The 26,669-nt window shown below is 43.5% G+C and carries 30 protein-coding genes; 14 read left to right on the top strand and 16 right to left on the bottom strand.

All coding sequences use genetic code 11. The annotated features are described in order from the left end of the window. Positions 1 to 1,617, bottom strand: a complete 1,617-nt coding sequence (locus tag D7Y06_RS08360; RefSeq protein ID WP_120407349.1) for an efflux RND transporter periplasmic adaptor subunit — start codon at positions 1,615 to 1,617, stop codon at positions 1 to 3. Then, positions 1,610 to 2,362 carry an ABC transporter ATP-binding protein gene (locus D7Y06_RS08365; protein WP_120407350.1) on the bottom strand — a complete coding sequence of 251 codons (753 nt, stop codon included), beginning with the start codon at positions 2,360 to 2,362 and terminating at the stop codon, positions 1,610 to 1,612. The genes D7Y06_RS08360 and D7Y06_RS08365 overlap by 8 nt, the downstream gene beginning before the upstream one ends. A 336-nt stretch (positions 2,363 to 2,698) precedes the next feature. Here D7Y06_RS08365 and D7Y06_RS08370 point away from each other — a divergent pair, with 336 nt between their 5' ends. After that, positions 2,699 to 4,894 (top strand): LTA synthase family protein, encoded by a 2,196-nt coding sequence (locus tag D7Y06_RS08370; protein WP_120407351.1) that lies wholly within the window; start codon positions 2,699 to 2,701, stop codon positions 4,892 to 4,894. Positions 4,895 to 4,946: 52 nt separating this feature from the next. Here the strand turns inward: D7Y06_RS08370 and D7Y06_RS08375 are convergent, their stop codons facing one another. The 3 genes from D7Y06_RS08375 to nudC form a co-directional block, all read right to left on the bottom strand. After that, entirely contained in the window at positions 4,947 to 6,113 is a 1,167-nt protein-coding gene (locus tag D7Y06_RS08375; RefSeq protein WP_120407352.1) for a cation diffusion facilitator family transporter, read from the bottom strand. A gap of 15 nt (positions 6,114 to 6,128) precedes the next feature. After that, entirely contained in the window at positions 6,129 to 6,686 is a 558-nt protein-coding gene (gene lepB / locus D7Y06_RS08380) for a signal peptidase I (RefSeq protein WP_120407353.1), read from the bottom strand. A 75-nt stretch (positions 6,687 to 6,761) separates the two neighbouring features. Then, the gene (gene nudC / locus D7Y06_RS08385) at positions 6,762 to 7,610 is read right to left on the bottom strand and encodes an NAD(+) diphosphatase (RefSeq protein ID WP_120407354.1); all 849 of its coding nucleotides are present in this window, start codon (positions 7,608 to 7,610) and stop codon (positions 6,762 to 6,764) included. A 180-nt stretch (positions 7,611 to 7,790) separates the two neighbouring features. Here nudC and D7Y06_RS08390 point away from each other — a divergent pair, with 180 nt between their 5' ends. After that, positions 7,791 to 8,519, top strand: coding sequence for a nitroreductase family protein (locus D7Y06_RS08390; RefSeq protein ID WP_120407355.1), 729 nt, complete (start codon positions 7,791 to 7,793; stop codon positions 8,517 to 8,519). Here the strand turns inward: D7Y06_RS08390 and D7Y06_RS08395 are convergent. Beyond that, entirely contained in the window at positions 8,509 to 9,447 is a 939-nt protein-coding gene (locus D7Y06_RS08395) for a DUF1848 domain-containing protein (protein ID WP_120407356.1), read from the bottom strand. The genes D7Y06_RS08390 and D7Y06_RS08395 overlap by 11 nt on opposite strands. A gap of 177 nt (positions 9,448 to 9,624) precedes the next feature. Between D7Y06_RS08395 and D7Y06_RS08400 the strand changes: the two genes are divergently transcribed. From D7Y06_RS08400 to D7Y06_RS08410, 4 genes are read left to right on the top strand one after another with little or no spacing between them, the layout of a single operon-like run. Then, a complete protein-coding gene (locus D7Y06_RS08400) occupies positions 9,625 to 10,116 on the top strand; it encodes an RNA polymerase sigma factor (RefSeq protein ID WP_120407357.1) in 492 nt (163 codons plus the stop codon). Further along, positions 10,107 to 10,874 (top strand): zf-HC2 domain-containing protein, encoded by a 768-nt coding sequence (locus D7Y06_RS08405; protein WP_120407358.1) that lies wholly within the window; start codon positions 10,107 to 10,109, stop codon positions 10,872 to 10,874. Before D7Y06_RS08400 ends, D7Y06_RS08405 begins: the two co-directional genes overlap by 10 nt. Further along, positions 10,862 to 10,984, top strand: coding sequence for a hypothetical protein (locus D7Y06_RS27630; RefSeq protein WP_256387216.1), 123 nt, complete (start codon positions 10,862 to 10,864; stop codon positions 10,982 to 10,984). The genes D7Y06_RS08405 and D7Y06_RS27630 overlap by 13 nt, the downstream gene beginning before the upstream one ends. Next, positions 10,957 to 11,205 (top strand): hypothetical protein, encoded by a 249-nt coding sequence (locus D7Y06_RS08410; protein ID WP_243119173.1) that lies wholly within the window; start codon positions 10,957 to 10,959, stop codon positions 11,203 to 11,205. The genes D7Y06_RS27630 and D7Y06_RS08410 overlap by 28 nt, the downstream gene beginning before the upstream one ends. 123 nt (positions 11,206 to 11,328) lie before the next feature. On the opposite strand, the gene gdhA is transcribed toward D7Y06_RS08410, so the two are convergent. From gdhA to D7Y06_RS08440, 6 genes are all read right to left on the bottom strand, one after another. After that, positions 11,329 to 12,663 (bottom strand): NADP-specific glutamate dehydrogenase, encoded by a 1,335-nt coding sequence (gene gdhA / locus D7Y06_RS08415; protein WP_120407359.1) that lies wholly within the window; start codon positions 12,661 to 12,663, stop codon positions 11,329 to 11,331. Between the two features lie 105 nt (positions 12,664 to 12,768). Next, on the bottom strand, positions 12,769 to 13,026 hold the full coding sequence (locus tag D7Y06_RS08420; protein ID WP_120407360.1) for an oxaloacetate decarboxylase: 258 nt from the start codon (positions 13,024 to 13,026) through the stop codon (positions 12,769 to 12,771). Beyond that, a complete protein-coding gene (gene thiM / locus D7Y06_RS08425; RefSeq protein WP_243119174.1) occupies positions 13,023 to 13,850 on the bottom strand; it encodes a hydroxyethylthiazole kinase in 828 nt (275 codons plus the stop codon). Before thiM ends, D7Y06_RS08420 begins: the two co-directional genes overlap by 4 nt. A 10-nt stretch (positions 13,851 to 13,860) precedes the next feature. Then, positions 13,861 to 14,367 carry an energy coupling factor transporter S component ThiW gene (gene thiW / locus D7Y06_RS08430; protein WP_120407361.1) on the bottom strand — a complete coding sequence of 169 codons (507 nt, stop codon included), beginning with the start codon at positions 14,365 to 14,367 and terminating at the stop codon, positions 13,861 to 13,863. Between the two features lie 5 nt (positions 14,368 to 14,372). Beyond that, entirely contained in the window at positions 14,373 to 15,161 is a 789-nt protein-coding gene (gene thiD, locus D7Y06_RS08435) for a bifunctional hydroxymethylpyrimidine kinase/phosphomethylpyrimidine kinase (RefSeq protein ID WP_120407362.1), read from the bottom strand. Positions 15,162 to 15,272: 111 nt separating this feature from the next. Beyond that, a complete protein-coding gene (locus tag D7Y06_RS08440; protein WP_120407363.1) occupies positions 15,273 to 16,238 on the bottom strand; it encodes a hypothetical protein in 966 nt (321 codons plus the stop codon). Positions 16,239 to 16,413: 175 nt separating this feature from the next. On the opposite strand from D7Y06_RS08440, the gene D7Y06_RS08445 reads away from it, so the two are divergent. Beyond that, a complete protein-coding gene (locus D7Y06_RS08445) occupies positions 16,414 to 17,673 on the top strand; it encodes a DUF4317 domain-containing protein (protein ID WP_120407364.1) in 1,260 nt (419 codons plus the stop codon). Positions 17,674 to 17,700: 27 nt separating this feature from the next. Here D7Y06_RS08445 and D7Y06_RS08450 read toward each other — a convergent pair whose 3' ends face one another. From D7Y06_RS08450 to D7Y06_RS08460, 3 genes are read right to left on the bottom strand one after another with little or no spacing between them, the layout of a single operon-like run. Further along, positions 17,701 to 18,648, bottom strand: a complete 948-nt coding sequence (locus tag D7Y06_RS08450; protein ID WP_120407365.1) for an AEC family transporter — start codon at positions 18,646 to 18,648, stop codon at positions 17,701 to 17,703. Between the two features lie 27 nt (positions 18,649 to 18,675). After that, a complete protein-coding gene (locus D7Y06_RS08455) occupies positions 18,676 to 19,281 on the bottom strand; it encodes a sce7726 family protein (RefSeq protein WP_120407366.1) in 606 nt (201 codons plus the stop codon). Beyond that, the gene (locus D7Y06_RS08460) at positions 19,262 to 19,663 is read right to left on the bottom strand and encodes a phosphate-starvation-inducible PsiE family protein (protein WP_120407367.1); all 402 of its coding nucleotides are present in this window, start codon (positions 19,661 to 19,663) and stop codon (positions 19,262 to 19,264) included. Before D7Y06_RS08460 ends, D7Y06_RS08455 begins: the two co-directional genes overlap by 20 nt. 218 nt (positions 19,664 to 19,881) lie before the next feature. Between D7Y06_RS08460 and D7Y06_RS08465 the strand changes: the two genes are divergently transcribed. The 7 genes from D7Y06_RS08465 to D7Y06_RS08495 all read left to right on the top strand — a co-directional run bounded on the left by D7Y06_RS08465 (position 19,882) and on the right by D7Y06_RS08495 (position 25,109). Continuing rightward, on the top strand, positions 19,882 to 20,562 hold the full coding sequence (locus D7Y06_RS08465; RefSeq protein ID WP_120407368.1) for a response regulator transcription factor: 681 nt from the start codon (positions 19,882 to 19,884) through the stop codon (positions 20,560 to 20,562). After that, positions 20,559 to 21,962: a sensor histidine kinase gene (locus D7Y06_RS08470; RefSeq protein WP_120407369.1), complete on the top strand. Its 1,404-nt coding sequence runs from the start codon at positions 20,559 to 20,561 to the stop codon at positions 21,960 to 21,962. Before D7Y06_RS08465 ends, D7Y06_RS08470 begins: the two co-directional genes overlap by 4 nt. A gap of 75 nt (positions 21,963 to 22,037) precedes the next feature. Continuing rightward, the gene (locus D7Y06_RS08475; protein WP_158591320.1) at positions 22,038 to 22,709 is read left to right on the top strand and encodes a PepSY domain-containing protein; all 672 of its coding nucleotides are present in this window, start codon (positions 22,038 to 22,040) and stop codon (positions 22,707 to 22,709) included. Positions 22,710 to 22,749: 40 nt separating this feature from the next. Next, positions 22,750 to 23,484 (top strand): PepSY domain-containing protein, encoded by a 735-nt coding sequence (locus D7Y06_RS08480; protein WP_120407371.1) that lies wholly within the window; start codon positions 22,750 to 22,752, stop codon positions 23,482 to 23,484. Positions 23,485 to 23,516: 32 nt separating this feature from the next. Further along, positions 23,517 to 24,134, top strand: coding sequence for a TlpA family protein disulfide reductase (locus D7Y06_RS08485; RefSeq protein ID WP_120407372.1), 618 nt, complete (start codon positions 23,517 to 23,519; stop codon positions 24,132 to 24,134). Continuing rightward, positions 24,131 to 24,280 (top strand): CD1871A family CXXC motif-containing protein, encoded by a 150-nt coding sequence (locus tag D7Y06_RS08490; protein WP_120407373.1) that lies wholly within the window; start codon positions 24,131 to 24,133, stop codon positions 24,278 to 24,280. Before D7Y06_RS08485 ends, D7Y06_RS08490 begins: the two co-directional genes overlap by 4 nt. Beyond that, complete coding sequence (locus D7Y06_RS08495) at positions 24,273 to 25,109, top strand: 4Fe-4S binding protein (protein ID WP_243119176.1); 837 nt, start codon at positions 24,273 to 24,275, stop codon at positions 25,107 to 25,109. Before D7Y06_RS08490 ends, D7Y06_RS08495 begins: the two co-directional genes overlap by 8 nt. Before the next feature lie 1,195 nt (positions 25,110 to 26,304). Here the strand turns inward: D7Y06_RS08495 and D7Y06_RS08500 are convergent. Then, positions 26,305 to 26,535 (bottom strand): helix-turn-helix domain-containing protein, encoded by a 231-nt coding sequence (locus D7Y06_RS08500; RefSeq protein WP_120407374.1) that lies wholly within the window; start codon positions 26,533 to 26,535, stop codon positions 26,305 to 26,307. Positions 26,536 to 26,669 lie beyond the last annotated feature (134 nt).

Raw genomic sequence — 26,669 nt, forward strand, 5'->3', positions numbered from 1 at the left:
CTATTCTTCCGTAGACACCATGCTCTCCGTGTCCCCTGGCAGGCTTTCCGTGACAGGCATACCTTCGATTATGGAAGAATCCACTGATGTGATAACTTTTTCCCCGGCGGTTAAACCGTCTTTAATCTCAATCTCCTCCTTGGAGGCCATGCCCGGGGTGACATATTTCTTTACCACAATACCGTTTTCCACCACAAAGGCAAAATCCCCCTGGGTGTCTGCATTGACAGAGGCAATGGGCACCACCAGCGTATCTGTCTGGGTGCCAAGCTGAATGCTGACCTTGGCGTCCAAACCGAGAACCAATGCGTCATCCGGATTTAAAATCCCCACTTTTATGGTTACCATGGCTCCGCCGGTCTCGCCTTTCTGGGCAATCTTGCTGATGTAGTTTACTTTTCCCTTATATTCTTTCTCCTGAAATGTGATAACGGCCTCCTGATCCATCCTGATATTTTCCAGATTGTATTTTGACACGGGAATCTCTACGCATATATTCTGGGAGCTTGCCAGGGTGATTAAAGGATTTCCCTCCGCCGCTATGGTTCCCGGGGAAACCTGCACCTCTGTGACAATGCCGTCAAAATCCGCTGTAACTCCTGCCTGGGCTGTGGAGAGATCATCCGCCGTCTGCTCTAAAGTCAGTTTGCTTGCCTGCCTGGTGTAACTGATATTGGCTTTTGCCGCATCCGTCAAAATACCTGCCTCCGCCCCGGCCTTTTTGGACTGTGCCTCCCCAAGCTTACTCTGTAAATCTGCAAGCTGGTTATTTTTCTTGGTGAGCTCTGACTGGATATTAACCATATGGTTGGCTATGTCCGCAGAATCTTTTATTTTCTTTTCCACTTTTTTCAGTTCTTCTTCCAATTCTTTCTTTTCCCGCTTCAGATCCTCTATTTTCTTTCTGTCTTTATCAGAAGTATTCTTCGTAACCTCTTCCTCGGTGCTCTGGGCATCTGCCCGCTCCTGCTCCAAAATCTTTTGCTCTAATGCGGAAATCTGGGCATCTATACCTTCAATAGAAGCCTTAAGTTCCTGGGCCCTTGCCTGTCTGGAGGCGTTGGTATTGGAGGATTTCTCGCTGTCTGCAGCCTGGGACTGAAGGGAAGAAATCTCGGCGTTTACAGCGTTAATCTGATCCTCCAAAGTATGTATATCACTGCTGCTCGTGGCCAGATCCGTTGCGCTTTCACTGCTCTTTGCCAAGCTGTCGTTGCCTGTGGCCTCCTCCGCTTTTGCCTGCAGCGCCGCAATATCGTAACTCTTCTGCAATGAGGCAGTGTCATAGGTTAAAAGGTATTCCCCTTTTTTTACGTTCTGCCCCACTTCCACGGGAACTTCCCCCACCTGGGCATTTACCGGGGATGCATATACCCTTGTCTCTTCGCTTACAATGGTTCCGCTGGTGTCAAGGGTTGCCGTGATATCCCCTTTCACCACCTCCGCTGTGGCAACAGCGGGAAGCATATTCCCGGAACCTTTCGTCATAGAACGAACCCCAAACCACACAATGAGCAAAACCACAATAACGATCAAAACAACTTTTCCCGGTTTCATTTTCTTTCTGGGTCTTTTCTTTTCCACAATAACCGTGGTGTTTTCTTTCTTCTTAAACATAAGCCTGCTTATCTCCCTCTTCTTCAATTTGCTTTGCAATTTCCTCTATGCTCTTTCCGTCCCCATAATTGGTATCGGAGACAATTTTTCCGTCTATCACCCGAATTACCCGCTTAGCGCTGGCTGCGATTTTATTGTCATGGGTAATTAAAATTACCGTCCTGCCCTCCTCATAAAGCTCTCTTAAAATCTGCATAATCTCCTTGCTGGAGGCAGAATCCAGATTTCCTGTGGGCTCATCCGCCAAAATTACAGGGGGCGCCGCCGCCAAAGCCCTTGCAATGGCCACACGCTGCTGCTGGCCTCCGGACATCTCCGAGGGCTTGTGGTCCATTCTGTGCTCTAACCCAACCCTGGTCAGGGAAGCCACGGAAAGCTCGTGGCGCTTTGCCGCAGGAACATTCCGATATATTAAAGGCAGCTCCACATTTTCCAGTGCGGTAAGGTTGGGAATCAAGTTAAATCCCTGAAAGATAAAGCCGATTTCCTTATTTCGGATATCCGAAAGCTCATCGTCAGAAAGCCCCGCCACATCTTTTCCGTTTAAAAAATAACTGCCGGAAGTGGGTATGTCCAGGCACCCCAGCATATTCATAAAAGTTGATTTGCCGGATCCGGACTGGCCGATAATTGCCACAAATTCTCCCCGCATAATGGTCAGGGACACATCGTTTAGGGCCCGAACCTCGTTTTCACCTGGATTGTAAATCTTCATTAAGTTTTTTACTTCGATTAACGTCTCCACTATTTCTCCCTCTCTGTTCCAATCCAATAGGTTTCTATTTGTACCATGACGTTAATACAGTAAAACAAATATCTCCTCTTGTCAATTACCTTTTCCCAATTTTAAAGAAATTTAAGAATTCCTTTAAGATTGCAGGAAACTTCGCCTGGTGCACAGTTGGAAACTTTGTGCAAAAATGGGTTCTGTTTGTCATATTTCGTTCATATTTTATTCATATTGAGTGTTTTTTCAATTTTTCTTAAGAAATTTTTATAGAAGTTTTCCATTGATTTTTTGCTGTTTTCGTTTTATTCTTTTGTAGGAAATGAGACAATCTTGATTTAAGGAGGATTTACTATGAATCGCCGAATTAAATTTTTAAGCCCAGAACAAAAGGGCATGCAGGCAAACCAGACAAAAACCGGCTCCCGGCTTGTTGCCTGCGTGAATAAATACTCACTTGTGTTTCATGCACTGCTTTCCATGATGCTTATATTCATTATAGAAGTGATTTCAAGACATTCCATTGTGTCTGCATTTTCTTTCCTGTCTATGCACACATGGGCTTTTGTCTACAACTCCTTCATTATATTTGCATCTCTTTCGCTGGTGTATTTAATGCGCAGAAGGCTGCTGGGCCGCCTGATTATCAGCGGGTTTTGGCTGTTCCTTGGAACCATTAACGGATGTATCCTCTCTAACAGGGTAACTCCTTTTGGGTATACGGATTTAAAATGTATCTCCGATTTATTATCCATGCAGAACACCAACTATTTCACCGCAGCAGAGGCGACTCTTGTGGTGGTTGTTGTAGGGCTGTTTTTGGCATTTTGTGTTTTCCTCTTTATCAAAGGGCCAAAATATCAGGGCCCCAGAAGGAAATTTGTAACCCCCGCACTGGTAGCTGTCCCGTTTCTTTTACTTCCTGTAACTACAGAGGCGGCACAGAATACAAATGTACTGGCTTCCTATTTTGCCAATATTGCCCAGGGATATGAAAATTATGGTTTTGTCTACGGTTTCTCCACCAGCGTGGTTGACAGGGGCATGAGCAAGCCGGAGGATTACTCCCAGGAATCTGTTGCGGAGGCAAAAAAAGAATCCAAACAGGATACAACCACAAATACTGATAAACCCAATATGGTAGTTGTATTGTTAGAATCCTTTATCGACCCGACGGAAGTGGAATTTTTGAATTTTTCCGAAGATCCCATTCCAAACTTCCGTAAATTAACGGAAGAGTATACCACAGGGCATCTTACCGTGCCAGTTGTAGGGGCTGGAACTGCCAACACAGAGTTTGAGATATTAACCGGAATGAGCATGCAGTATTTCGGAACAGGAGAATATCCCTATAAAACGATTTTAAAGCAGACAGACTGTGAGAGTATTGCCTCCAATCTTTCCAAACTCGGATACGGCACCCATGTGGTACACAATAACGGCGGCAACTTCTACAGCCGGGCAAACGCTTTTTCCATGATGGGATTTGACAGCTTTACCAGCAAGGAATTAATGAATATCCAGGAGTACACACCTCTTGGAAGCTGGCCCACAGATGATATTTTAATCAGCGAGACGGCAAAGACAATGGACGCAACACCAAACCAGCCGGATTTTGTTTACACCATTACCGTACAGGGACATGGGGACTACCCAACAGAGAAAGTGCTTTTGGAGCCGGAAATCAAAGTCTCCGGGGCAAAAGATGAGGCGGCTAATAACCAGTGGGAATATTATGTCAATATGATTCATGAGGTGGATAAATTTGTTAAGAACCTCACAGACGCCATGGCTGCCAGAGACGAAAATACCATTGTGGTATTCTTTGGAGACCATCTTCCAAGCCTGGGGCTGAACGAATCCGATATGGCCACAGGGAACACATTTAAGACAAAATATGCCACCTGGAATAACTTCGGCCTTGCAAAAAAGGATGCTGATTTAGCAGCTTACGAGCTCCTGGCTAATGTGACAAATGATATGGGCATCCATGAGGGAACCATCTTTACTTACGAACAGAGTGGTTTAGATAAAAAGGCCACAGATACCGAAGAGTATTTATCCGGTTTGAATCATTTGCAGTACGACCTGCTTTACGGAAACCGCTATGCATATAACGGGGCAGATTTATATCCTGCCACAGACCTTGTCATGGGCGTTGCGGAAACAGGGATCGCAGATATCTGGCCTTCCGCCACAGGTGACTATGCCACAATTATCGGCAAAAACTTTACCAAATGGAGCAAAGTATTTGTCAACGGAGAGAAAGTGGATACTGTGTTTGTAAACAGTTCCAGACTTCGGATTTCTCTGGACAGCTTAGGGGATCAAGATACCGTTGTGGTAAATCAAATGGGCTCCAGCAACACCGTGTTTAGAAGCTCCAATGAATTTGTATTTGAGGATCCTCTTGCAGAAAATACAGAAACTGAAATGCCTGAAAGTACAGAGACAACGGAGACGGATTCTACAGAGACAGAGACGACTGAAACAGAATCCACGGAGACAGAGACAACCGAGACAGAATCAGAAAAGAACATCAGCGAGTAGGGGAAATTTCCATTTCCCCCTGCCCACCCCGCAGTTGCCTGCGGGGTTTATTTTATTTCACATACATTTTATCCACCTGAATTACAGCAAAGTAATTCTCCCCAATCTCATGCATAATTCTCCTTTGAATCTCCTTTGTCACGTCCTCATCTTCCATTTTAAATCCAAAGGGAATCACCACGTCGAAGATAAGGTTTGTGTGGCTCGGCCCGGGAACCATACGGAAATCATGGATGGATAACTCTTCCCCTATCCCCTTTACAATCTCTTTCACCTTATCTCTTGTTTTCCCGGTAGCCTCGTCTTTTGTCACAATCGGGTCCATATGGATCACAGTTTCACAGAAAAGCTTTTCCTTTAGCTCGAGCTCAATTCTGTCTATCAAATCATGAATCTCTAAAATATCCGCGTCTGCCGGCACCTCCGCATGGAGGGAAATCATCTGTCTGCCTGGCCCGTAGTCATGTACCACCAGGTCATGGATTCCCATAATCCCCTCATGGCCTGTCACAAGCTCAGAAATCTTTCTTACAAAATCCTCCTCCGGAGGCTGCCCCAAAAGTGGGTTTAAGGTATCCCTTGCGGCAGATATCCCTGCAAAAAATATAAATCCTCCCACCAAAACTCCGCACCATCCATCTATGTAAAGTCCGGTATAATGCCCAATAAGCATGGCAATCAGCACTACCGTGGTGGCTGCCATGTCACTGAGGCTGTCTGTTGCCGTGGCACGCATAGCTGCAGAGTCAAGTTGATCCCCTACTTTTCTATTGTAATAAGACATATAAAGTTTCACCGCGATAGACGCCAGAAGTATCCCGGCGGACACCAAAGAAAAATCCGTGGCCTGGGGATTTATAATTTTTCCCACAGAGTCCCGGATAAGCTCCACTGCCATAATCAAAATGGCAGCCGATACAATCAGTCCCGACACATATTCAATACGCCCATGGCCGAAGGGATGCTCCGTGTCAGGTTTTTGCCCCGCCAAACGAAATCCCACCAAAGTCACCGCCGAGGAACCTGCATCCGACAGGTTATTAAAAGCATCTGCGGTAATTGCAATGGAATGGCACATTCTCCCTGCGAAAAGCTTTCCTGCAAATAAAATGATATTTAAAAAGATTCCCACTAATCCGCAGAGCATGCCGTATCTTTCCCTGACCTCTGCGGGGGAATCTTCTTCGTGAACAAAAAATCTTGCCAATAAAGTTATCATATAAAAATACTCCCGTTAATACAGCGAACCTGCAGTTGCCACAGGATAATAGCGGAAAATCGCTTTTCCCAATATCTTGTCTTCTCTGACATAGGTATTATCCCAATATCTGGCATCCTGTGAATTATTTCTGTTGTCCCCCAGGACAAGATAAGAATTTTCCGGCACCTGGAAAGTATAAGGCCCTGTGGCAACGGTCCATTCCTCTTTCAGATAATCCTCTTCCAGAGGTACGGGAGAGCCGTTAATATAGACTTTCGCATCTCTAATAAGAACAGTTTCCCCTGGAAGGCCGATAACCCGTTTAATATAGTTTTCTTCTTCATCATCCGGATATTTAAATATCACAATATCCCCCCGTTTAGGGGCTTTATCATGATATGCCAGACGGAAACCAAAAATGCGGTCTCCTTCCATTATCGTATTTTCCATGGAGCCTGACGGAATATTTGCATTAATAATAATAAAATTCTTTATTACCAGGGCTGCCAAAACCGCCAGCAGAATTGTAATTAACCAGCTTAACACTTCCCTCACCGCCGACTTTTCCTGTACTGCATTCTCCTTTGCCATTGCTGCTTCCTTTCCGCATGTTTTAAAATCACTCTAATAGTATAACCCTATATGGGAAGAAACTCAAATACTTTTTTACAGCAATCCATCCTCAAAAGCCTGCATCATCTCCCCTGTCAGGCTGATATCCGCCTGGGAACGGTCTTTTGGCATATTGTCCCTGCCAAACCACTCCGCCGCTGAAAGTTCCTCATCATCCATGAAAATACTGCTGCTGCCCTCCACCTCACAGACAAACCCTGCTAAAAGGGCCCCGCTGAAAGACCATGGCTGGCTTTTATAATATCTAATGTTTTTTACACGAAGGCCCACTTCCTCCATCACTTCCCTGCGGACAGTATCCTCCAGGCTCTCCCCCACTTCACTGTATCCTGCCACCAGGGCATACCGCTTAAAACTGCTGTGGCCGCTGGCATATTTGGTGAGTAAAATCCTGTCTTTGTCTGTAATTGCCACAATCACGCTGGGGCAAATCTGGGGATAAGAAATATGGCCGCAAAGGGGACACACCATGGCCCGCTCCTTTAAGTGATGCTTCATTTCCTTTCCGCATCTGCCGCAGAACCTGGCATTCCCATACCACTCCTGCATCTGGAATCCCGTAATTCCCGCAAAGGCTTTCCACATGGGACGAACCCTGCGCAGCTCTTCTTTGGGCAGATATCTATAATTTAAAAAAGGCTCTACTTCTTTTCCTGGCAAATCGAAATACCCTCTGCCGTCTATCTCAAACAGATATCTCACCCCGCTTAAAATATCCGGATACTTTTCCATCACATCCTCTATCAAAGGATAGGCAATCTGCCCCTGTGACTCCTGGCACAATATGTTTCCGTCTCTATAAATTAACAGACAATCATTTTCTTTTGCCTTTACGTTTTGATATGCAACTGTGTACTTGTGGGGTTTAATATCCTGTATCATACTTTGTATCCTCCTGTCAACTTATCGCTGCCTTCATTATACAATATCAATCTGGCATATGGAATAAGTGAAACAAAAACTTTCAGATATGAATGAGTTCAGATTTCTACAATAGTGGAAACAACATTCACTCCATGTTAAAATAGTATTCACAGTCTAAATTAAGAAAGGATTTATAAGATGAATGAAATTATAAAATCTCTCCATGAACGGAAATCCGTCCGTGTCTTTGCCAAAGACGAAATTTCAAAAGAATGTAAAACAGATATTCTAAATGCAGCCCTGCAGGCTCCCTCCGCCGGATGCCAGCTCCTCTATACCATACTGGATATAACATCCCAGGATAAAAAAGATAAACTGGCAGAATACTGTGACCACCAGCCATTTATCACACAGGCAAAAATGGTTCTTATCTTTTGCGCCGACTGCCACAAATGGCTTACTTTCTACAGAGAAGCCGGGCTCTCCCCCAGAAACCCTGGAGCCGGAGACCTGCTTCTTGCCGTGGAAGACACCCTTATCGCCGCACAAAATTCCGTGACAGCGGCACAAAGCCTTGGAATCGGTTCCTGCTATATCGGCGATATCATGGAAAACGCAGAGGAAATAAAAGAATTACTGGAACTTCCGGCTTATGTTTATCCCGCCTGTATGCTTGTCTTCGGATACCCTGTAAAACAGCAGATAGAAAGGAAAAAACCGCAGCGTTTTGACCTTTCCCATATGGTCTGTGAAAACCGTTACCAAAGTAAAAGCGGCGGGGAAATCCGCTCTATGTTTTCCGGCATGACCGGTGTAAAAGATTATGAAACATGGATGAAAAATTTTTGTGAGAGAAAATATGAATCTGATTTTTCCAGGGAGATGAACCGGTCCATGGAGGTGTATCTGAAAGATTTTAAAGCGTAAAGCTTATCTGTCCCTCTGCAAGGGATTTCACCTTCCGGTCATAAACCATATCCTCCTGTGTTATCCTTCCACAAAGCAGCGGAGAATTCACATCATACATGCCGCAGTTTTTCCTAACGCTTTCCTGGCTGTAATTTGCATAACAATACCTGCATCCGTTTTTGCAGGTATTGTAGGCTCCGATTTCCACACTTTCTATGCATCCGCAGGCATTCCTTTGGTTTCTATCCTTCCCCGCCTTTATTTCATACCCTGTGATTTCCTCAATCAGCCCTTTATCAATACAGCAGTTATGCCCAATTCCCCATGGGGATAAATCCATATTTTCAGCGCAGCTCCCCACCTTTATTCCCCTTTCTGCCGCTATCCTGCCGATTTCTCCGGAAACCTCCCCCAGCACATCTTTTTTCGGTTCATACCAGCCAATTTCCCGCAAGCTTCGCCTGTTCTTTGTATATTCATCCACAAAACTAATCACACACTGATTGGTGTATCCTTTCAGGGCGTCTGCAATCTGTTCAAATGCCCTCAAATGATATTCCGGCGTATATGTTTTATTAAACAAAATCGGGTCATACCGCCAAATCACACGGTTTCTTCCAACCTGCTCTGACAATTTCTGAAATATGGGTATCATTTTCTCTTTTTTGTGGGGGACGTTACATTCCATGTCCCGCCCATATCCTGTGAGGGTAAACTGAAAATAGTATTTATATGCAGACAATTCCTCTAACCGCTCCATCATAGGTTTTGGATTCTTCGTCCAGAAAACAATACAGTCCACCACCTGGGGGGATAGATTTATCCTGCCCACCTGACAGGGATTCATGGGATTTCTCACATATACAACCCCTTCTTTTATTCGGTTTAAAAACCAATCGGAATAGTAATTGGGAATATCCGTCCGGCGGCTTGCACTTAAAATCATTTTTGCCTCCTTAAAAATGTACATGATAGAACTATGTTTTTTACCATTATAGCCCTATCCATTTTAAATGCAACTTTTGAAAAACAAAAAAATAAAAAAAATTTGTAACAAATCAACCTGGAAAGGAACTAACAAATTATAAGATTACAGGTTATACTTGTAATATGAGGTGTTGATATGAATAAAGAAAAAATGGATGAAATATATCGGGAAAATGCTGCTATGATATATAAATATCTCTGCGGATTAACGCAGGACAGCGAACTTGCCGAGGAACTGACCCAGGAAACTTTCTTTCAGGCAGTGAAAGGAATTGACAAATTCAGGGGAGATTGTAAAATTTCCGTCTGGCTATGTGGAATTGCAAAAAAATTATGGTATAAGGAACTGGAAAAAAGAAGCAGGCATAAAATTGCCCCACTGGAAGATTGGGTGCCCTCCACAGAAAATGTTGAAAATAAAAGCCTTAACAATTTGGAAAAAGTAGAAGTTTTCCGCCTGATGCACAACCTTGACGATGTAACAAGAGAGGTCATGTATTTGCGATTAGCAGGGGAACTGCAGTTTTCTGAAATTGCGGCTATTTTGGGAAAAACGGAAAACTGGGCCAGAGTAACTTATTACCGGGGAAAACAGAAAATAATGAAAGGAATGAGAGAATGGAACTAAGGGAAAAAGAATTAGCTTGTGAAATTGTCAGAGATTTACTTCCTCTCTATGTGGATGGAATGGTAAGTGATGTTTCTAAAAAGAGCATTGATAACCATTTAGAACAATGTACAGAATGCAGTGAAATATATCAGGATATGACTTGCCATTTGGAAATGGAAACGCCGCCCACAGAGATTTCAGATGTAAAAAGATTTTTGAAAAAAACAAAGAAAATGTATTTCTTGTACGGTTTAGGAGGTCTTAGCTTTATTGCTGTACTTGTCTGCCTGATTGTGGATTTGGCGGTAAACAAAGGAATTACATGGTCTTTGATTGTGGGAAGTTCCTGCTTATTTACAGACGCCTTACTATATGCCCTTTTCACCTGCAAAAAAGATAAAATCTGTACCTCTATGGCAGTTATAAGTGTTGGGGCGTTTGTCCTGCTCTCCGTCATACAGATTACCAGATATTATCTTTTGGGTACAGGGACAGTCTGGCTTTTCCGTTATGGCCTGCCTATCCTGCTGTTATGGCTTCTTGTCCTCTGGCTTCCAGTGCTGGGGGGAACATTCCTGAAATGGAATATCTGGGACTGCACAGCATTGTTCCTATTCCTGGTAATCATAGGGAACTATGCCACAAAACTAATTACAGGGGATTATGTGTGGGAAGATGTATTCCATATGCAGGGATTTACAGGCAATGCCCTTGGGGAAGTAATTGGAATCATGATATTTGTAATGGTTGGGAGGGTCACAAAATGGAAAAAATAATACGTGTGAAAAATCTAAGAAAAGCATACAAAAAAGAAACTGCCGTTGAAAACGTGTGCTTTGAACTTACCCCTGGAGTATCATGGGACTATTGGGGACAAACGGATTAGCCCCCCAGGGACAGATGAACCTATACCGTCTGATTTGCGATGTGGCAAACAGTATCCTCCAGGGGAAAACGGAAGAAATTTTATCCGAACCCACAAATCTTGTAGACGCATACTGGGAGAAACCAAACATTGCCAAAGGCGTCCTCTTTGGTGTAAAGGAATCCGTCTTGTTTCACAAAAAGGAAATCAGGTTACAATCAGACTGGAAAATATCAGTTTAGATGAAATAGTATGATAATGTAAATTATTGTTGCTGACAGTTGACAAACATAAATCGTGCAGATTAAAAAACTCCCCCGGCGCACCTGCGCCGTGGGAGTTTTTATTCTGCCATTTCACTGTTTTTAGCACACGCCCTGAGCAATCATTGCCGTAGCAACCTTCTCAAAGCCTGCAATATTAGCGCCCATTACATAATCCCCTTCATGACCGTAACGTTTTGCAGCATCGTCAATATTGTGGTAAATATTTACCATAATGTCTTTTAATTTAGCATCCACTTCCTCAAAGGACCAGCTCAGCCTCTCGCTGTTCTGGGACATCTCCAGTGCGGAAGTTGCCACGCCGCCGGCATTTGCAGCCTTTCCGCCGATAAACCACACACCGTTCTCCTGTAAGTACTTGGTGGCATCAATGGTGGTAGGCATATTTGCACCTTCACACACTGCTTTACAGCCGTTTGCCACAAGCTGTTTTGCATCTTCAATGAAAAGCTCATTCTGTGTTGCGCAGGGCAGCGCAATATCACATTTAATCTGCCATACTCCCCGGCCCTCATGATACTCTGCACTCTTACGGGCAGCCGCATACTCTGTCAGACGGGCACGTTTTACCTCTTTTACCTCTTTTAACAGTGCAACGTCGATTCCTTCCGGGTCATATACCCATCCGGTGGAATCGGACACAGTCACTACTTTTGCACCTAACTGCTGTGCTTTCTGGGTAGCGTAAATCGCCACATTTCCGGAACCGGAAATACATACGGTCTTTCCTTCCATAGATTCGCCGTGACATTTCATAAGCTCCTCTGTAATGTATAACAGGCCGTATCCTGTGGCCTCTGTGCGGACTAAAGAACCACCGTAGGTTAAGCCTTTTCCTGTAAGCACGCCCTCATACATGCCACGGATTCTCTTATACTGTCCGAACATATATCCGATTTCCCTTGCCCCTGTACCGATATCTCCGGCAGGAACGTCCACGTCAGCCCCGATATATTTGCAAAGCTCTGTCATAAAGCTCTGGCAGAATGCCATAACTTCCCTGTCAGATTTTCCCTTGGGGTCAAAATCAGAACCGCCCTTTCCGCCGCCGATGGGAAGGCTTGTTAAGCTGTTTTTAAAAATCTGCTCAAATCCTAAGAATTTGATAATGCCCAAATTAACGGAAGGATGTAAGCGGAGACCTCCCTTGTAAGGTCCGATGGCGTTGTTAAACTGTACTCTGTATCCTGTATTTACCTGAACCTGCCCCTTGTCATCCACCCAGGGCACACGGAATTTAAACTGTCTGTCCGGCTCAGTCAAACGCTCTAACAGAGCTTCTTTCCGGTATAACTCCTCATTTGCGTCAATCACCGGGCGCAGGGAATCCAAAACTTCCTCCACCGCCTGAAGAAACTCCGGCTCAGATGCATTTTTTGCTTTTACACGCTCTAACACTTCATCAACGTAACTCATAATACTATATTCTCCTTTTCTTCAAACACACATTTTACACGCCAGTATTATTTTAGTATGAAAAGTTTCATTTGGCAATATTTTTTTTACCCTGAAGAAAACTTTTTATGAAGAGCGTTCTATCAAAAGCAAAATCAAATAAACCACCAGTAAAAATAACCCTGCTCCGGCAAATACAAGCTGAAACGTCCTTAAATCCCCCAGAGTTCCCACCAGAAACACACTGGTGGGGCCGTCCTCAGCTCCTATTACAGTAAAAGACATGGAAGCTGTTTTCTTATGCTTTACATATTCTCCAACCAAAGAAATTCCCATACACAAAATTCCCAAACCGCCTATTATACCTGCCCACACTTTTCTCATTCAAACATCTCCCCTTTTCCGTATTTTAATATCTCTTCCCCTGTCAAAAGAAAAAGAGCGTCTATCATAAAATTTTTAAAACTCATAGTTCCCAAATGGTTTTTTTCACATTTTTCCTGGGCCCTCTCCCCGGCAATTCCCATGACAATAGGCACCGCCGCCCCGGCAAGAACAGATTTTTCCACTGACAAAAACCCTCCCAAAAGAGCTGTGGACATACAGCCGGAGCCTGTAATTTTTGACATCCAGGGACTTCCGTTATTTACATATATCAAAGCCTTTCCGTCTGTAATAATATCCCTTTTACCGGAAATCACACAGATGCAGTTTTTTTCTTTTGCAAATGCCTTTGCCTGCTCCGTAAGCCCCCCGGTATCTTCTCCGTCCGCTTCCCTTGCATCCACCCCCACAACTGTTTTTTCATTGCGAAACAGTGCCAGCATCTCCGAGGCATTCCCCCTTATAAGGGTCACGGGAACCTGCTCCATAAGTTCCCTTATTTTCTCCCGGCGGAATGTGGCCCCACCGGCCCCCACCGGGTCTAAAATAATGGGATGGGAAAGACGCGCCGCCTCCTTTGCCGCAAGAAACATGGCATCATAATCTTCCGTGGCCCCAAAATTGCACACCAGCGCATGGCAGCCCGCTGTAATCTCCGCCGCCTCCAAAGGGTGATGTGCCATGGTGGGCCTTGCCCCTGCCGCCAGCAGAATATTGGCGCAGTCATTTACCGTCACCGCATTTGTAATACAGTGAATTAAGGGCTTTTTCCTTCTGACAGTTTCCAAAAGTTCCCCTGCTTTTTTTAAACACATTTCTTTCATCCTGATTCCTCTATGTAACCTCTTGTAAAAGTCTGTCAATAACACCGCTTTTTTTCATAGCTCCCACTAAGACCACTGCAAGCAGGGTTCCCCCGCAGGTACTGATAAAAAAGGGCACCACAAAAGTAAAAATTGCCGCCTGGCCATTTCCCAGAACAATCTTTGCTATTGGGTAAGCAAGAATGCCTCCCACCAGGGCAGTGCCGAAAACCTCCCCCCCATAGGCATAGGGCAGCTTCTTTCCCCCACGGTATAACACGCCGGCCAGAAACGCCCCGCACATACTGCCGGGAAAAGCCAAAAGAGTCCCAAGGCCCAGCATGTTTCTAATAAGGCTTGAGAGAAAAGCCGCCGCCAGGGCATACCCCGGCCCCAAAAACACGGCTCCCATAATGTTCATTAAGTGCTGTGCCGGGGCACATTTAGAACCAAACACCGGAAAAGAAAACAAAGAGCCGATAACGGATATTGCAATAAATATTCCTGTGAGACTTATCTTTTTTATATTTGCACTCATAACCTCTATCCTCTGCTTAACATATAATTGTGCTCTAGCGGCCCGGCCCCTTTCCCCAGGTCAAGGCCTGCCTGCAATGCCCCTGTGAGATACTCCTTAGCATGTCCCACCGCATCCTCCAATGCTTCTCCTTTTGCAAGGTTGCTGGCAATGGCGGAGGATAAGGTACATCCTGTCCCATGGGTATTACTATTATCAATGCGCTCCCCCTTAAACCATACTGCCTTTCCCTCTGCAAAAAGGAAGTCATTGGCTGTGCTGGTTTCATGCCCGCCTTTTACCAAAACGGCTCCCCCGTAGTTCTCCGCTATCTTTGCCGCAGCCTTTTCCATATCCGTTGGCCCTTCAATATCCATACCGCTTAAGACTTCCGCCTCAGGTATATTGGGGGTAATCACATCCGCTCTTGGCATAAGCTCTTTCATAAGGGCTTCTGCCGCCTCATCTTTTAACAGCTTAAATCCGCTGGTGGACACCATCACCGGATCTAACACCACATTCTTTGCCTTGTACTCTTTTAATTTTTCCCCTATGGTGTGAATCAGCCCTGCATGGGAAACCATCCCGATTTTTACCGCATCGGGATAAATATCCGTAAAAATGCAGTCCAGCTGGCTGGCTAAAAATTCCTCCGTGGAATCCAAAATTCCATAGACGCCGGTAGTATTTTGTGCCGTCAGGGCAGTGATGGCGCTCATGGCGTAAAGCCCGTGCATGGTAATGGTTTTAATATCCGCCTGAATCCCTGCGCCGCCGCTGCTGTCGCTCCCTGCAATGGTAAGAACTGTTTTCATAAAATCCTCCTAACATGATTTACGGGCAGGTCTGTCCCATGACATGCCCTGCCCGTTCATAAAACCTGTGTTTTATTATAAGCTTTTCCAATATGATATACAATACCTGTTTTAGAGATTCATAGCTTCACCAAGAAAGTGATAGGTATCTTCCCTGTAGTCCCTTTCCAAATCGTTGGTGATAACGGCATTGCCTTCATAACCCGTAAGGTCATTTAACACCGTACCCTCATTTATCTCCTGATATTTATTTCCGTTCCATTTAAGCAGAACATAACCGCTGTTGGTTCCGGTTCCATTTGTATTCCCGTTATTGGTCCCCGCTGCGGTATTTGTACCCTTGGCATTTCCATTATTTGTTCCCGCCGTGGTGTTTGCATCACCGGTAGTTCCATTATCCGTTCCTGCAGCAGTACTTGTATCTTTGGTTGTGCCATTATCTGTCCCCGCTGTGGTATTTGTACCGTTTTCATTTTCCGTCCCCGCCGCTCCGGGAGCCGTGTCATTGTTAATTCCGATATTGTTGCACAAAATCAAATCCCGGTAACCATCCGTCATATGGTTGCTGATATATACCGGAGCGCTGACACCCTGAAACTCCTGACGGATGGCATCTGTGGAGAGATTATCCCCGGAGGCGTCAATCCACAATAAACGGTTGCCTCCCTGGTCATTTAAACTCTCCCCCATTACCATGGCAAGAATTTCATTTTTGCTGTCTCCGTTTAAATCCACATAATTGTAATAGTAGCGGATGCTTTTATAATTTTCCTCTCCGATATTCAGGTGTTTCGCAATCAGTTTTTCCAAATCACCATGGGCGTCCGTTTCCCCCTCAGCCCCCTCAAAGCCTTCCGGGAGCTCTAAGGCGTTGCCCAGCTGGAGCTGGTTAAAATCATTTTCCGTCCCTGTCTCCGTATTCTCCATCACAGACTCCGTTCCCACATTTCCCGCGCCCTTGTTTTCCGTATTATCCACAATTCCCGTATTATTTTTATTATCGTTTCCTCTGCCGCAGCCCATCGCCGATATGGCAACCGCCATAGTTAAAAATAATGTAATTGCTTTTTTTTTCATATAAAAATCTCCTTGTTATACATAAAGTTTTTGTATCTCCTTAACAGTTTTTCCAGAAATAATCCAAAGTATGCTTAAATTTTGCTTTTTGGGAAAAATATTCAACGAATATTTCTTGCATCGAACGTATTTTTGGATTATACTGTTTGTTACTACAAAGATTGAGGTAATGCTTATGGATAAAAAAGATGTTTTGGAACTGAAACGCAGGCTGAAAAAAGACGACTGCACCTTTACCCGAATGTGCGGGTGCTATGTGGACAGCAACAGAAACAAAGTGGTAGCCTTTGGGCAGACTTTTTTAAACCTGGAAGACGAAGAATTTTATAAATACCTGGAAATTGCCAAAAAGACGCTTTCCGGCACACTGGGAAACAATCTTTTAGAATTTGAGTTTCCAGGGGAAGAGGAGAGTCCCGGGGGAAGGCAGCAGTTTTTAATGGCCTTAAAGAGCACCGCATTAAAAAACGACGAACTCTTAGACCGTCTTTACGACCTTGTAATCGACAACTACGACTACGCAGGAAACTACCTTATCCTGGTATTCCACGACGCCTACGACGTAATGACAAAAACTACGGACAATGGAAAACTGGACGAGTCCGAAGAAGTGTATGAATACCTGCTCTGCGCCGTTTGCCCGGTAGTTTTAAGCAAACCCGGCCTGGGATACCGGGAGGATGAAAACCGTATCGGCCCAAGAATCAGGGACTGGATTGTAAGCCTGCCGGAGACAGGTTTTCTCTTTCCCGCCTTCACCGAGAGAAGCACTGATATCCATTCGGTTTTATGCTATCACAAAAATCCCAAAGAGCCCCACAGTGAATTTGTGGAAGGCGTGTTCGGCTGTACCTCCAAACGGACTGCCGCTGAGAAAAAGCAGGCCTTTGAAGCCATTGTAAAAAATGCCTTTGGGGGAGATGAAGATGCTTCCTTAGAAGGGTTTTACGATATTCAGGAAGGCTTAAAAACTATGTCGGAAAACCAGGGGGAAGAGGAGGAGGGACCTGTATTTCTCACCCCGGAAACTATAGGGGAGATTATGGGGGAGAGCAGCATCCCAAAAGAAGCCGCCGCTGTCATCGAAGAATCTTTTACAAGAGAATTTCAGGATGAAATACCGGAACTTCATCAAATTTTAGACGAAAAAGCCGCCGAGACAGGAAGCAGGCAGAAAGCGGAAAAAGAACTGCGGCAAAAAGTCCAGGTTTTGGAACAGGAATTGGAGGACACTAAAGTTTTAACCCCCATCGACACAGGAGAAGAAGAGGAAGCCCCCACCGGCGGGGTAAAAACCTATGATGTTATCCTACGGGTAAAACCGGAAAAAGCCTCCCAGATAAAATCCCAGCTCATTGACGGCAAAAAGTGTTTGGTTATCCCTCTGGAAGAAAACGAACACGCCGCCATCAACGGCATCAACACCACAGTTTGACGGAACGAAAAACTGTGCACATATTGGTTACAAAAACATACACACAATAGGAATGGTGAGGATGGAAACCAGAGTGCTTAACACAATCCCGTTGGTACTGCAGGTTTCGTCAGCGCCATTTTCTTTTGCAATCAATGTAATAATACTGCCCACAGGCATGGCAAGCTCAAGGGCAAATACCCCAAATACTACGGGGTCAAAAGACATCCCTTTCATCAGGGAAATCACCAGAATAGGAAATAGAATCATACGGATTCCCGTATAAAAATACATCCTCACATTTGTAAATATATTTTTCATATCCGCCTTTGCAATACTCACCCCAATGAGAATCATGGAGAGGGGAATTGTAGCGTTGCCCATATAATCAAAAAAAGTCACCACCGGGGCTGGGACGGAAATCTGGAACATAAAAATCAAAATTGCCGTAATACTTGCCAGCACTCCCACATTAAAAATGCGCTTCCACTGTCCGCCCTGTTTCATTTCCTGCATTTGACGGCCTTCCCTGTCTGCCGCCGCTTTTCTTGCCAGGACAATGCCAAGAGTATATAACAAAAGATTATACCCCAGCATATAAAAGGCAATATAAATTACGGACTCCATCCCGAAAATACTGCTGATGACAGGAATTCCCATAAACCCTACATTTGGGAATATGGTCATCATCCAATACACACACCTCTCGGATTTTTTAGGGCGGAGTATCCACACAAAAAGGATGCCAAAAACAATGAGCAGTAAATAGAACAGCAGCATAAGAAAGAGATTTTGAGCTACCAGCCCCATATCCTTTCCGGAACTTTTCCCCAGAACACCGTAAACCACCAGCATGGGATTAAAAATATTTACCACAATTTTTGACAGCTTCTGGTTTGCAGGTTCATCCAGCCACTGCTTCTTCCACAAAAAATATCCGATAAGCATCATGACAAACAACATGAGCATCTGGCTTAAAATAATTTGTACATTCATAATTGTAACAGTCCTTTATCCTTTTTACTATTTTTTACGATATTGCCGGATTGTATCCTCAATTAAAGTATAATCCCGCTCAAACAATTCCTGGCAAATCTGTCTCTGTAAAATTTCTTCCGGCACTTTTTCCAAAATTTTTTGCTGGACAAATTTTTTGCTCTTATCCCGATACTTTGCCATGCCGTTGATCTGCTGGATGTGGGACAGCTCCGGCCTCCAAAGTATGGAAATTTTCTTCTCCGGCACTACCTTGGGATTTTTCTTTGCCTCCCGCAGAACATAAAAATCAATTTTATCCTCCCACAGTTCCACAGAAATAATCCCCCACCAGGGGGGCACATGCTCATGGACGTGGGCCGCATGGGTGGAGCCTGCCACCACATAATTACAGTCAAAATATAAATCGTAATCCTTAACCTGACGGCCCAGCCTTGCATATGTATCCGCATCACTTTTAATCTCAATCCCTACAATCAATTCCGGCGTCACCATTAAGACATCCGCCCTGGAGCGGCCCATGGTTTTCTCTTCAATTATCCTGATTTTGCCGCAGCGCTCCTCCAGAAAATCAAAAAGAGGGTCTCGGATATCCTTGTCATAAAGAACCGCTTTACGCTTCTCTCTCTCCATCTTCCCGTTCCCCTTTCTTTCCCATGTGCAGATATCTGGAAAGCAAAAGCAGAATTGCAACGCTGATTACAGAAACAAAATCCTCATAAGGGCTGGTTTCTCCCACAATCATATGTCTTGCAATCAAGAACACCAACACCTGAATCACATTATCCGGGTTGGGACGGCAGAGCATTTCAAGAAATTCAATTCCGATTACTATGGCAAATACATTCACCAGAAATTCCTTGAAATTAGCCGTATCCCGAAACAAACTCTGGGTTAAATCCACATCTTTTACCATACTGATAATGGCAATGACAATTCCTAATAACACAATCACCGCCATAATCAGTTCAAACAGCCCGCAGACTTTCTGTACATATTTTTTCAATTTTTCCATCTGTATCCCCCGTAAAGAATCTTCCCATACATTACTATTAGAAGTATAAAGTACAACCTCACTCTTTTCAATAAAAATATATCCAAAAAACCAAGAAAAATGTAAAACATAACATTATTTTCTAATAACCTTCTCATTTTAATATGGTATACTAAAAGTTAAGCTGTCCGGTATCCAGTAAGAAGAGGACAGAAAAATTACTTTTGGGAGGTTCCTTTATGCGTATTTTGCTTGCGGAAGACGAAGCGGATTTAAACCATATTATCTCACAAAAACTGGTTTCAGACGGTTACAGCGTAGACAGCTGCTTTGACGGCAGAGAGGCTATAGATATTTTATCTTACACAGAATATGATGCGGTAATCCTGGATATTATGATGCCAAAAGCTGATGGTTTTGAAGTTTTAAAAAGCCTTAGAAACGCCGGAAAAACCACACCTGTACTATTTTTAACGGCAAAAGACAGCATATCTGACCGGGTAAAAGGTTTGGACAGCGGGGCCAACGACTATCTGGTGAAGCCTTTTTCCTTTGAGGAACTCTCTGCACGGCTGCGGGCCATGATGCGCTCTTCTTTCCACCATACAGACAATGTTCTTTCCGCCGCAGATTTAATCTTAGATACCGCCTCCCACGCTGTACGGCGGGGGGACAGAGAAATTTCCTTATCTGCAAAAGAATATGAACTGCTTCAATACTTAATGTACAACAAGGGCATCGTGCTTTCCAGGGAAAAAATAGAAAACCATATCTGGAACTTTGACTATGAGGGGGGGACGAATGTGGTGGATGTGTATATCAGTTATCTCAGGAAAAAAATTGATACCGGATATGACAAAAAGCTGATACACACCATCCGTGGAAAAGGTTATGTGCTGCGGGAGGCCAAAGACATATGAGACAACTGCCCATACGTTTTAAAATAACCCTCTGGTTTACCGCTGCCCTCCTTGTCATGTTTTTGTCCAGTTACCTTTTGGTGCGTTATCTGGAACATCAGGGCCTGCAGAAAAACATACGGGATAACCTGGTGGAGACTGTGGAACACAATGTGGATGAGGTGGAGTTTTATACCAATATGGACAATATTGACCTATACAATGAGACAGACTATTTCAGCGTATACCGAAACGGATACCTGGAAATTGACGATGATTTTTTAGACCAGGTAAACGAAGTGTACACCGGCCTTTACAGTACCGACATGGTACTGCTCTACGGTGAAAATCCTGTTTCCAGAAATACTGCCACACTTCCCTTTTCAGATTCTAAAATCCAACGGGTGAAAGAAAAAGGCATTCTTTATTATATCTATGACAGAAAACTTACTGCCAAGGGGCTGGAGGGCCTATGGCTTCGGGGCGTCGTATCGGAGCAGCAGGGCTTAGAGCATATTCTTCAGGTTACACGGCTGTCCCTTCAGATACTTCCCCTTTTGGTTCTGGTATCCGCTATCGGCGGTTATTTCCTCACCAAAAAAATGCTGAAGCCCATTCAGGAAATTTCAAACTCCGCCGCCAAAATCGGAACCGGGGACGACTTAAAACAGCGGATAAGTCTTGCCCCTGGAAACGACGAACTTCACCAGCTTGCCCGCAGCTTCAATCAAATGTTTGAGCGTCTGGAGAATGCCTTTGAAAAAGAACGCCAGTTTACCTCCGATGCTTCCCATGAGCTCCGGACACCTGTATCTGTTATCACTGCCCAATGCGAATTTACACTGGAAAAACCAAGAACGGGGGAAGAATATGAGAACGCCCTTGAAACCATCCTGCGCCAGTCAAAAAAAATGTCCCGGCTGATAAATGACATGCTGGATTATATACGCCTGGAAATGAGGGCTGAATCCTATAAAAAGGAAACCATAGACCTGACGGAGCTTGTGGAATCCCTTTGCTTTGACATGGCCCTGATAAAAGAAAAAGACATTGTGCTATCCTGGGAAGTGGAAAAAAATATCTGTTTTTCAGGGAGCAGACTACTATTATCCCGCCTTTTAACAAACCTTATCAGCAATGCCTACCGATACGGAAAAGAAGAGGGACATATCTTTGTATGTCTAAAACGCCGGGAGCATCAAATAACGCTGTCCGTATCAGATGACGGCATCGGGATTGCCCAGGAAGAGCAGTTAAAAATTTTCCAGCGCTTTTACCAGGCGGATACCTCCCACTCCGGCAGTGGCACAGGCCTTGGGCTCTCCATGGCAGACCAGATTGTACGGTTTCATAAAGGAAGCATCCGCGTAGAGAGCGCCCTGGGAAAAGGGAGCACATTTTATATATTTTTTATGGAATAATTTTTTCTAATACTGCTCTAATATTTTTGTCATATAATAAAAAAACGATAAATGCGAAAGGAGGAAAACTTTTTATTGAATAGACTGAAATTACTGTTTTCAACGCCAAAAAGAGCCTTTCTCTCTGCCTTTGCCCTGATAATTCTCCTTTTTGGAACCGGAATTTTCATAGGGGCAAAAGCCTTTGCAAAAGAACCTCACCCTCCCCAGAACACTGCTGCGCTTAATTCAGATTCCAGGGAAAGCCAAAACAATTCAGACAATCCCGCTTCCCTTTCTGACAATAACAGCCAGATAAGTCTTGATTCTGCCAAAGAAACTGCTCTTGCCGACGCCGGCCTGTCATCTGCAGATGTGACATATACAAAAGCAGAGCTTGACTATGAAGACGGCGTGGCTGTATATGAAATTAAATTTTATACGGCAGACTGCGAATATGAATATGAAATCAACGCTTCCACGGGAGCCATACGCAGCCAGGATAAAGAGTGGCATGACCTCCCTCATCCCGCTGAAAATTCCGGCAATACCGGCTCTGATATCGGGGTGGATAAGGCAAAATCCATTGCGGCAGGCCATGGGGGATTTTCCGTTACAGATGTAGTTTTTTCCAAGGCTAAATTTGAAAAAGACCACGGCAGCATGAAATACGAAATTGAATTTTACAAAGACGGTATGGAATACGAATATAAAATAGACGCTTCCACCGGTGAAATCTTAGAGTTTGACTCTGAACTTGACGACTGACAAATGTGAAAAATTATAAAAATAAAGGAGGAATTTTATCATGAAAAAAAGTAACAGAATTCTTACAATGATTTTCCTGATATGCTTTGTATTTGCAAATGTTCTCTGTTTTCCCACCCTGGTATCTGCAAAAGAGATTACCTCTTCTTACCAGGCAAAAAGGCTGGCAAGAGAAAAAGTAAAAGGCGCAACCGTTACAGAGGTAGACAGGGATTATGAAAAAGGCGAACTCGTCTATGAAGTTAAACTGGTGAAAGGCAAAAAGGAATACGAGCTCACTTACCGTGCCTCCGACGCCAAACTGATTGCCTACAAATGGGAGATAGCGTCCTGGTATATTACCAAAGGCAAAGGAAAAATTATAAGCAAAAGCAAATGCAAAAAACTGGCAAAAAAAGAGGTATCCGGCGGAAGCATTACAAGCCTTGTAAAAAAACGCAGCGACGGCATCGATATCTATAAAGTTAAAATGAAAAAGGGAAGCAAGAAATATGAACTGGAATTTCATGCCCGCACCGGCAAACTTTTAGAATATGAGTGGGAATTAACCACAAAATCCAGCAATAAAAACAATTACATCGGCACAGCAAAAGCAAAGGAAATCGCCCTGAAAAAAGTGGGCGGCGGTCATGTGATTAAAGTGGAATTTGATATGGATGACGGCGTGCCTGTATATGAAGTAGAAATCATAAAAGGCGACTATGAATATGATGTGGAAATCCACGCAAAAACAGGAAAAATACTGGAAGTGGATAAAGATTATATTTATGATTAAGAATTTCTCAAAACTTTAAAGGGGAAACTTTTATGACAAAACAAAGGAAATATCTCACCGTCCTGATATTATCCGGCCTATGTTTTCTCACACTGTTTAGCGGCTGTTCCTCCGGAATAGACAAAGCCTCTGACAATGTGCAGGAAAATGTACCGGCAGGCATCAATCATGAGGCAGGTACATCAAATTTAGAAAACCTGGGAGAATTTTCTGTACAGGACATAACAGGGGAATCCTACACTCAGGAAATGTTTGCTGATTATGATTTGACCATGGTCAACGTCTTTACGACCTGGTGTACCCCCTGTGTAAATGAAATTCCTGACCTGGGGAAACTGAAAAATGAAATGGAAAGCCAAGGCGTAAACGTGGCTGGCTTTGTACTGGATGCCGTTGACGGCAGGGGAAACACAAGTGAAGAAGCCATTGAGAAAGCAAGACTGTTAGCTGAAAAAACAGGGGTTACCTACCCATTTCTAATCCCGGATGAGAGCTATTTAAACGGCAGGCTTTCTGGAATCAACGCTGTCCCGGAAACATTTTTTGTAGATAAAGAGGGAAATATTGTAGGGGAAACCTACTCCGGAAGCCGCTCATTTGAAGATTGGAAAATCATTGTGGAAACTCAGCTGAAAGAGGCGGTAAAATGAGCCGCCTTTTTCGCTCTCCTTCCGCTGGAATCTGCATAGCTGTAATAGGTCTTCTAATGATGGGATTGGGAATTTACCGGGGGGAGATGGCCATAGTGTTTGAAAAAGCCATAAATATCTGTATGGAGTGTATTGGAATTGGTTAAAAGAAATATAAATGAATGGAAACGCCACAGGGTGCAAGCCCTGTGGACATTGCTTACAAACAGTTACCTTACAGGATTTCTCCAAGGAAAAATATATAGGGGAAACTTGAAAAAAATTTGCCTTCCCGGCTTGAACTGCTACTCCTGCCCAGGGGCTATAGGCGCTTGTCCCATTGGGGCAATGCAGGCAGTCATCGGCAGCTGGAATTTTAAATTTGCTTTTTACGTGGCAGGTTTTTTAATGTTTATGGGAGCTGTCACGGGCCGCTTCGTCTGCGGCTGGCTTTGCCCCTTTGGGCTGATACAGGATTTATTACATAAAATCCCCTTCCCCAAAAAGATTACAACCTTCCCCGGAGATAAACCTCTGCGAAAATTAAAATATGTGGTTTTAGTCCTGTTTGTCATACTTCTTCCCATGTTTCTGGTGGATATTTTGGGACAGGGCGCACCCTATTTCTGTAAATTTATCTGCCCCGCCGGAACGCTGGAAGGTGGGCTTCCTCTGGTTTTGCTGAATAAATCTATGCACAGCGCCATCGGCTGGCTCTATGCGTGGAAAAACCTCCTGCTATTTGTAACCATAATTATATCCCTTTTCATCTACCGACCCTTCTGCAAATACATCTGCCCTCTGGGCGCAATTTATTCTGTATTTAATCCTGTCTCCGTATTCCGTTACCGGGTAGATAAGAACAAATGCACAGACTGCGAAGCATGTGCAAAGGCTTGTAAAATGCAGGTAAATCCGGCAGAAAACGCCAATGACTTAGAATGTATCCGATGCGGAGCATGTAAAAAAGCCTGTCCTGTAAAGGCAATTCGTTAAGGTATTTCTTTTGTAAAAGGTTAAATGAGAGCCAAAATGACCTAAACAGTATTTCGGCAAGCATCTCTCACCTTTTCTGACTTTTTGTTAGAACAAGCACTTTTGACACCTTTCTTTTCGTCAGCGTCAAAAATAAAACACACCGGAACCCTTGAATTTAGCGGATTCCGGTGCTTACCCTATAGTCGATGCGACAGGATTTGAACCTGCGACCTCTGCGTCCCGAACCGTGCGAATTGTAATTTATCCTATATTTTCATGTGTTATCATGTGTTATTTGAGTTCATTTTGTATAGGATGCACAAAAAACAAGCGTAATATTTATGATTTTTTTCGTGACAGATTCGTGATTTTCAAATATTCGTGACGGATTCGTGACAGAAATCGTGATGAGATTTATATGCAACTACATAACAGCAGGGTTATCAATACATTCATATCACATAAACAATCATATACTTTATATTTCTATTCTGCTGCATTATCCAATACTCATATCTCAAATCTAAGACAAAGATTTATCTATCCTATTCCAAGAATCTTCTTATTCAATTTAAGCTGTCATCATACACGAAGTCTTACAGAAAGAGAAACATATATTTTAGATACGGGCAACGATAGGAATAATGAAGCTATAACGATAAATTTTTGTATCAGTTATGCAGCAGTCAAAAGACGGATAATAAAATATGAATTTTAAGCGCATCAGAATGCCCTATAATCCATTTTGACTATTTGGGTATACAAATATAGGATGGACGGTATAAAATGCAAATTTGGGCATTCTGATGCGATTTAAGCTAAGAAATAGAGTATAGATAATTATGTGATAGATGCAGCAGTTCTAAATGATAGAATCGGGTGCAGAAATAGCATTGCTGAAAAATAATCTTATGATTAAAACCTCGTGCCGGACATACATTTTTAAATCATTCAATTCTAATTCAACTATACATTTCAATACAACTATATTTATTACAACACCTGACCACCGTAGGTGTCAGTATTTAATACTTGTATATATTATTAATACTTGTAAGGAGCGTCAAAATTTGCACGTCCGCTGTGAAAATTCGGAATGTTATTTTCCAAATTTGCACGTCCTATATGCAAATTTGGGTTTGTGATGTTGTTGATATGTAGTTGTATTTCCAAATTTGCATATGCTACGTGTAAATTTGGGTTTTAGAGCATTCTAATTGTGATATTTAGGTTTTGGATATGGCTTTTTAATGTCCGTTCTGTTTAGCAGATAATCAACACTTACTCCAAAGAAATCTGCAATTTTTGAAAGAGATGTTAGAGAAATCTCATGTTCACCTGTTTCATAACGTGAGTATGTTCGTTGATTTACATTTAGTAACTTTGCCATATATACTTGTGTCAAATCGTTATCTTCTCTTAATTCCCTGATTCGGTGGTACATTCTCACTCTCTCCAATAAAATATGTCGATATTATACTTTAGACCGAAAAAGCCTATTGACTTTTAGGCTAAAAAAGCCTAAGATTGTGATAATTGAAATTAATTGCAGAAAGGAAATACAAAAATGGGAAATAT

The sequence above is a fragment of the Roseburia sp. 1XD42-69 genome, from assembly GCF_003612565.1.
In the GTDB taxonomy this organism is placed as follows: Bacteria; Bacillota; Clostridia; order Lachnospirales; family Lachnospiraceae; genus Roseburia_B.

Excerpts from the sequence above, each read along its gene's own strand:
- D7Y06_RS08405 (WP_120407358.1), top strand. The coding sequence starts at position 10,107 with ATGGAACTAAGGGAAAAAGAATTAGCTTGTGAAATTGTCAGAGATTTA.
- D7Y06_RS08370 (WP_120407351.1), top strand. The coding sequence starts at position 2,699 with ATGAATCGCCGAATTAAATTTTTAAGCCCAGAACAAAAGGGCATGCAG.
- thiD (WP_120407362.1), bottom strand. The coding sequence starts at position 15,161 with ATGAAAACAGTTCTTACCATTGCAGGGAGCGACAGCAGCGGCGGCGCA.
- D7Y06_RS08375 (WP_120407352.1), bottom strand. The coding sequence starts at position 6,113 with ATGATAACTTTATTGGCAAGATTTTTTGTTCACGAAGAAGATTCCCCC.
- nudC (WP_120407354.1), bottom strand. The coding sequence starts at position 7,610 with ATGATACAGGATATTAAACCCCACAAGTACACAGTTGCATATCAAAAC.
- D7Y06_RS08460 (WP_120407367.1), bottom strand. The coding sequence starts at position 19,663 with ATGGAAAAATTGAAAAAATATGTACAGAAAGTCTGCGGGCTGTTTGAA.
- D7Y06_RS08445 (WP_120407364.1), top strand. The coding sequence starts at position 16,414 with ATGGATAAAAAAGATGTTTTGGAACTGAAACGCAGGCTGAAAAAAGAC.
- D7Y06_RS08360 (WP_120407349.1), bottom strand. The coding sequence starts at position 1,617 with ATGTTTAAGAAGAAAGAAAACACCACGGTTATTGTGGAAAAGAAAAGA.
- thiW (WP_120407361.1), bottom strand. The coding sequence starts at position 14,367 with ATGAGTGCAAATATAAAAAAGATAAGTCTCACAGGAATATTTATTGCA.
- D7Y06_RS08450 (WP_120407365.1), bottom strand. The coding sequence starts at position 18,648 with ATGAATGTACAAATTATTTTAAGCCAGATGCTCATGTTGTTTGTCATG.
- D7Y06_RS08440 (WP_120407363.1), bottom strand. The coding sequence starts at position 16,238 with ATGAAAAAAAAAGCAATTACATTATTTTTAACTATGGCGGTTGCCATA.
- lepB (WP_120407353.1), bottom strand. The coding sequence starts at position 6,686 with ATGGCAAAGGAGAATGCAGTACAGGAAAAGTCGGCGGTGAGGGAAGTG.
- D7Y06_RS08470 (WP_120407369.1), top strand. The coding sequence starts at position 20,559 with ATGAGACAACTGCCCATACGTTTTAAAATAACCCTCTGGTTTACCGCT.
- D7Y06_RS08490 (WP_120407373.1), top strand. The coding sequence starts at position 24,131 with ATGAGCCGCCTTTTTCGCTCTCCTTCCGCTGGAATCTGCATAGCTGTA.
- D7Y06_RS08455 (WP_120407366.1), bottom strand. The coding sequence starts at position 19,281 with ATGGAGAGAGAGAAGCGTAAAGCGGTTCTTTATGACAAGGATATCCGA.
- D7Y06_RS08420 (WP_120407360.1), bottom strand. The coding sequence starts at position 13,026 with ATGAGAAAAGTGTGGGCAGGTATAATAGGCGGTTTGGGAATTTTGTGT.
- D7Y06_RS08400 (WP_120407357.1), top strand. The coding sequence starts at position 9,625 with ATGAATAAAGAAAAAATGGATGAAATATATCGGGAAAATGCTGCTATG.
- D7Y06_RS27630 (WP_256387216.1), top strand. The coding sequence starts at position 10,862 with ATGGAAAAAATAATACGTGTGAAAAATCTAAGAAAAGCATACAAAAAA.
- D7Y06_RS08390 (WP_120407355.1), top strand. The coding sequence starts at position 7,791 with ATGAATGAAATTATAAAATCTCTCCATGAACGGAAATCCGTCCGTGTC.
- D7Y06_RS08465 (WP_120407368.1), top strand. The coding sequence starts at position 19,882 with ATGCGTATTTTGCTTGCGGAAGACGAAGCGGATTTAAACCATATTATC.
- D7Y06_RS08410 (WP_243119173.1), top strand. The coding sequence starts at position 10,957 with ATGGGACTATTGGGGACAAACGGATTAGCCCCCCAGGGACAGATGAAC.
- thiM (WP_243119174.1), bottom strand. The coding sequence starts at position 13,850 with ATGAAAGAAATGTGTTTAAAAAAAGCAGGGGAACTTTTGGAAACTGTC.
- D7Y06_RS08485 (WP_120407372.1), top strand. The coding sequence starts at position 23,517 with ATGACAAAACAAAGGAAATATCTCACCGTCCTGATATTATCCGGCCTA.
- D7Y06_RS08480 (WP_120407371.1), top strand. The coding sequence starts at position 22,750 with ATGAAAAAAAGTAACAGAATTCTTACAATGATTTTCCTGATATGCTTT.
- D7Y06_RS08395 (WP_120407356.1), bottom strand. The coding sequence starts at position 9,447 with ATGATTTTAAGTGCAAGCCGCCGGACGGATATTCCCAATTACTATTCC.
- D7Y06_RS08500 (WP_120407374.1), bottom strand. The coding sequence starts at position 26,535 with ATGTACCACCGAATCAGGGAATTAAGAGAAGATAACGATTTGACACAA.
- gdhA (WP_120407359.1), bottom strand. The coding sequence starts at position 12,663 with ATGAGTTACGTTGATGAAGTGTTAGAGCGTGTAAAAGCAAAAAATGCA.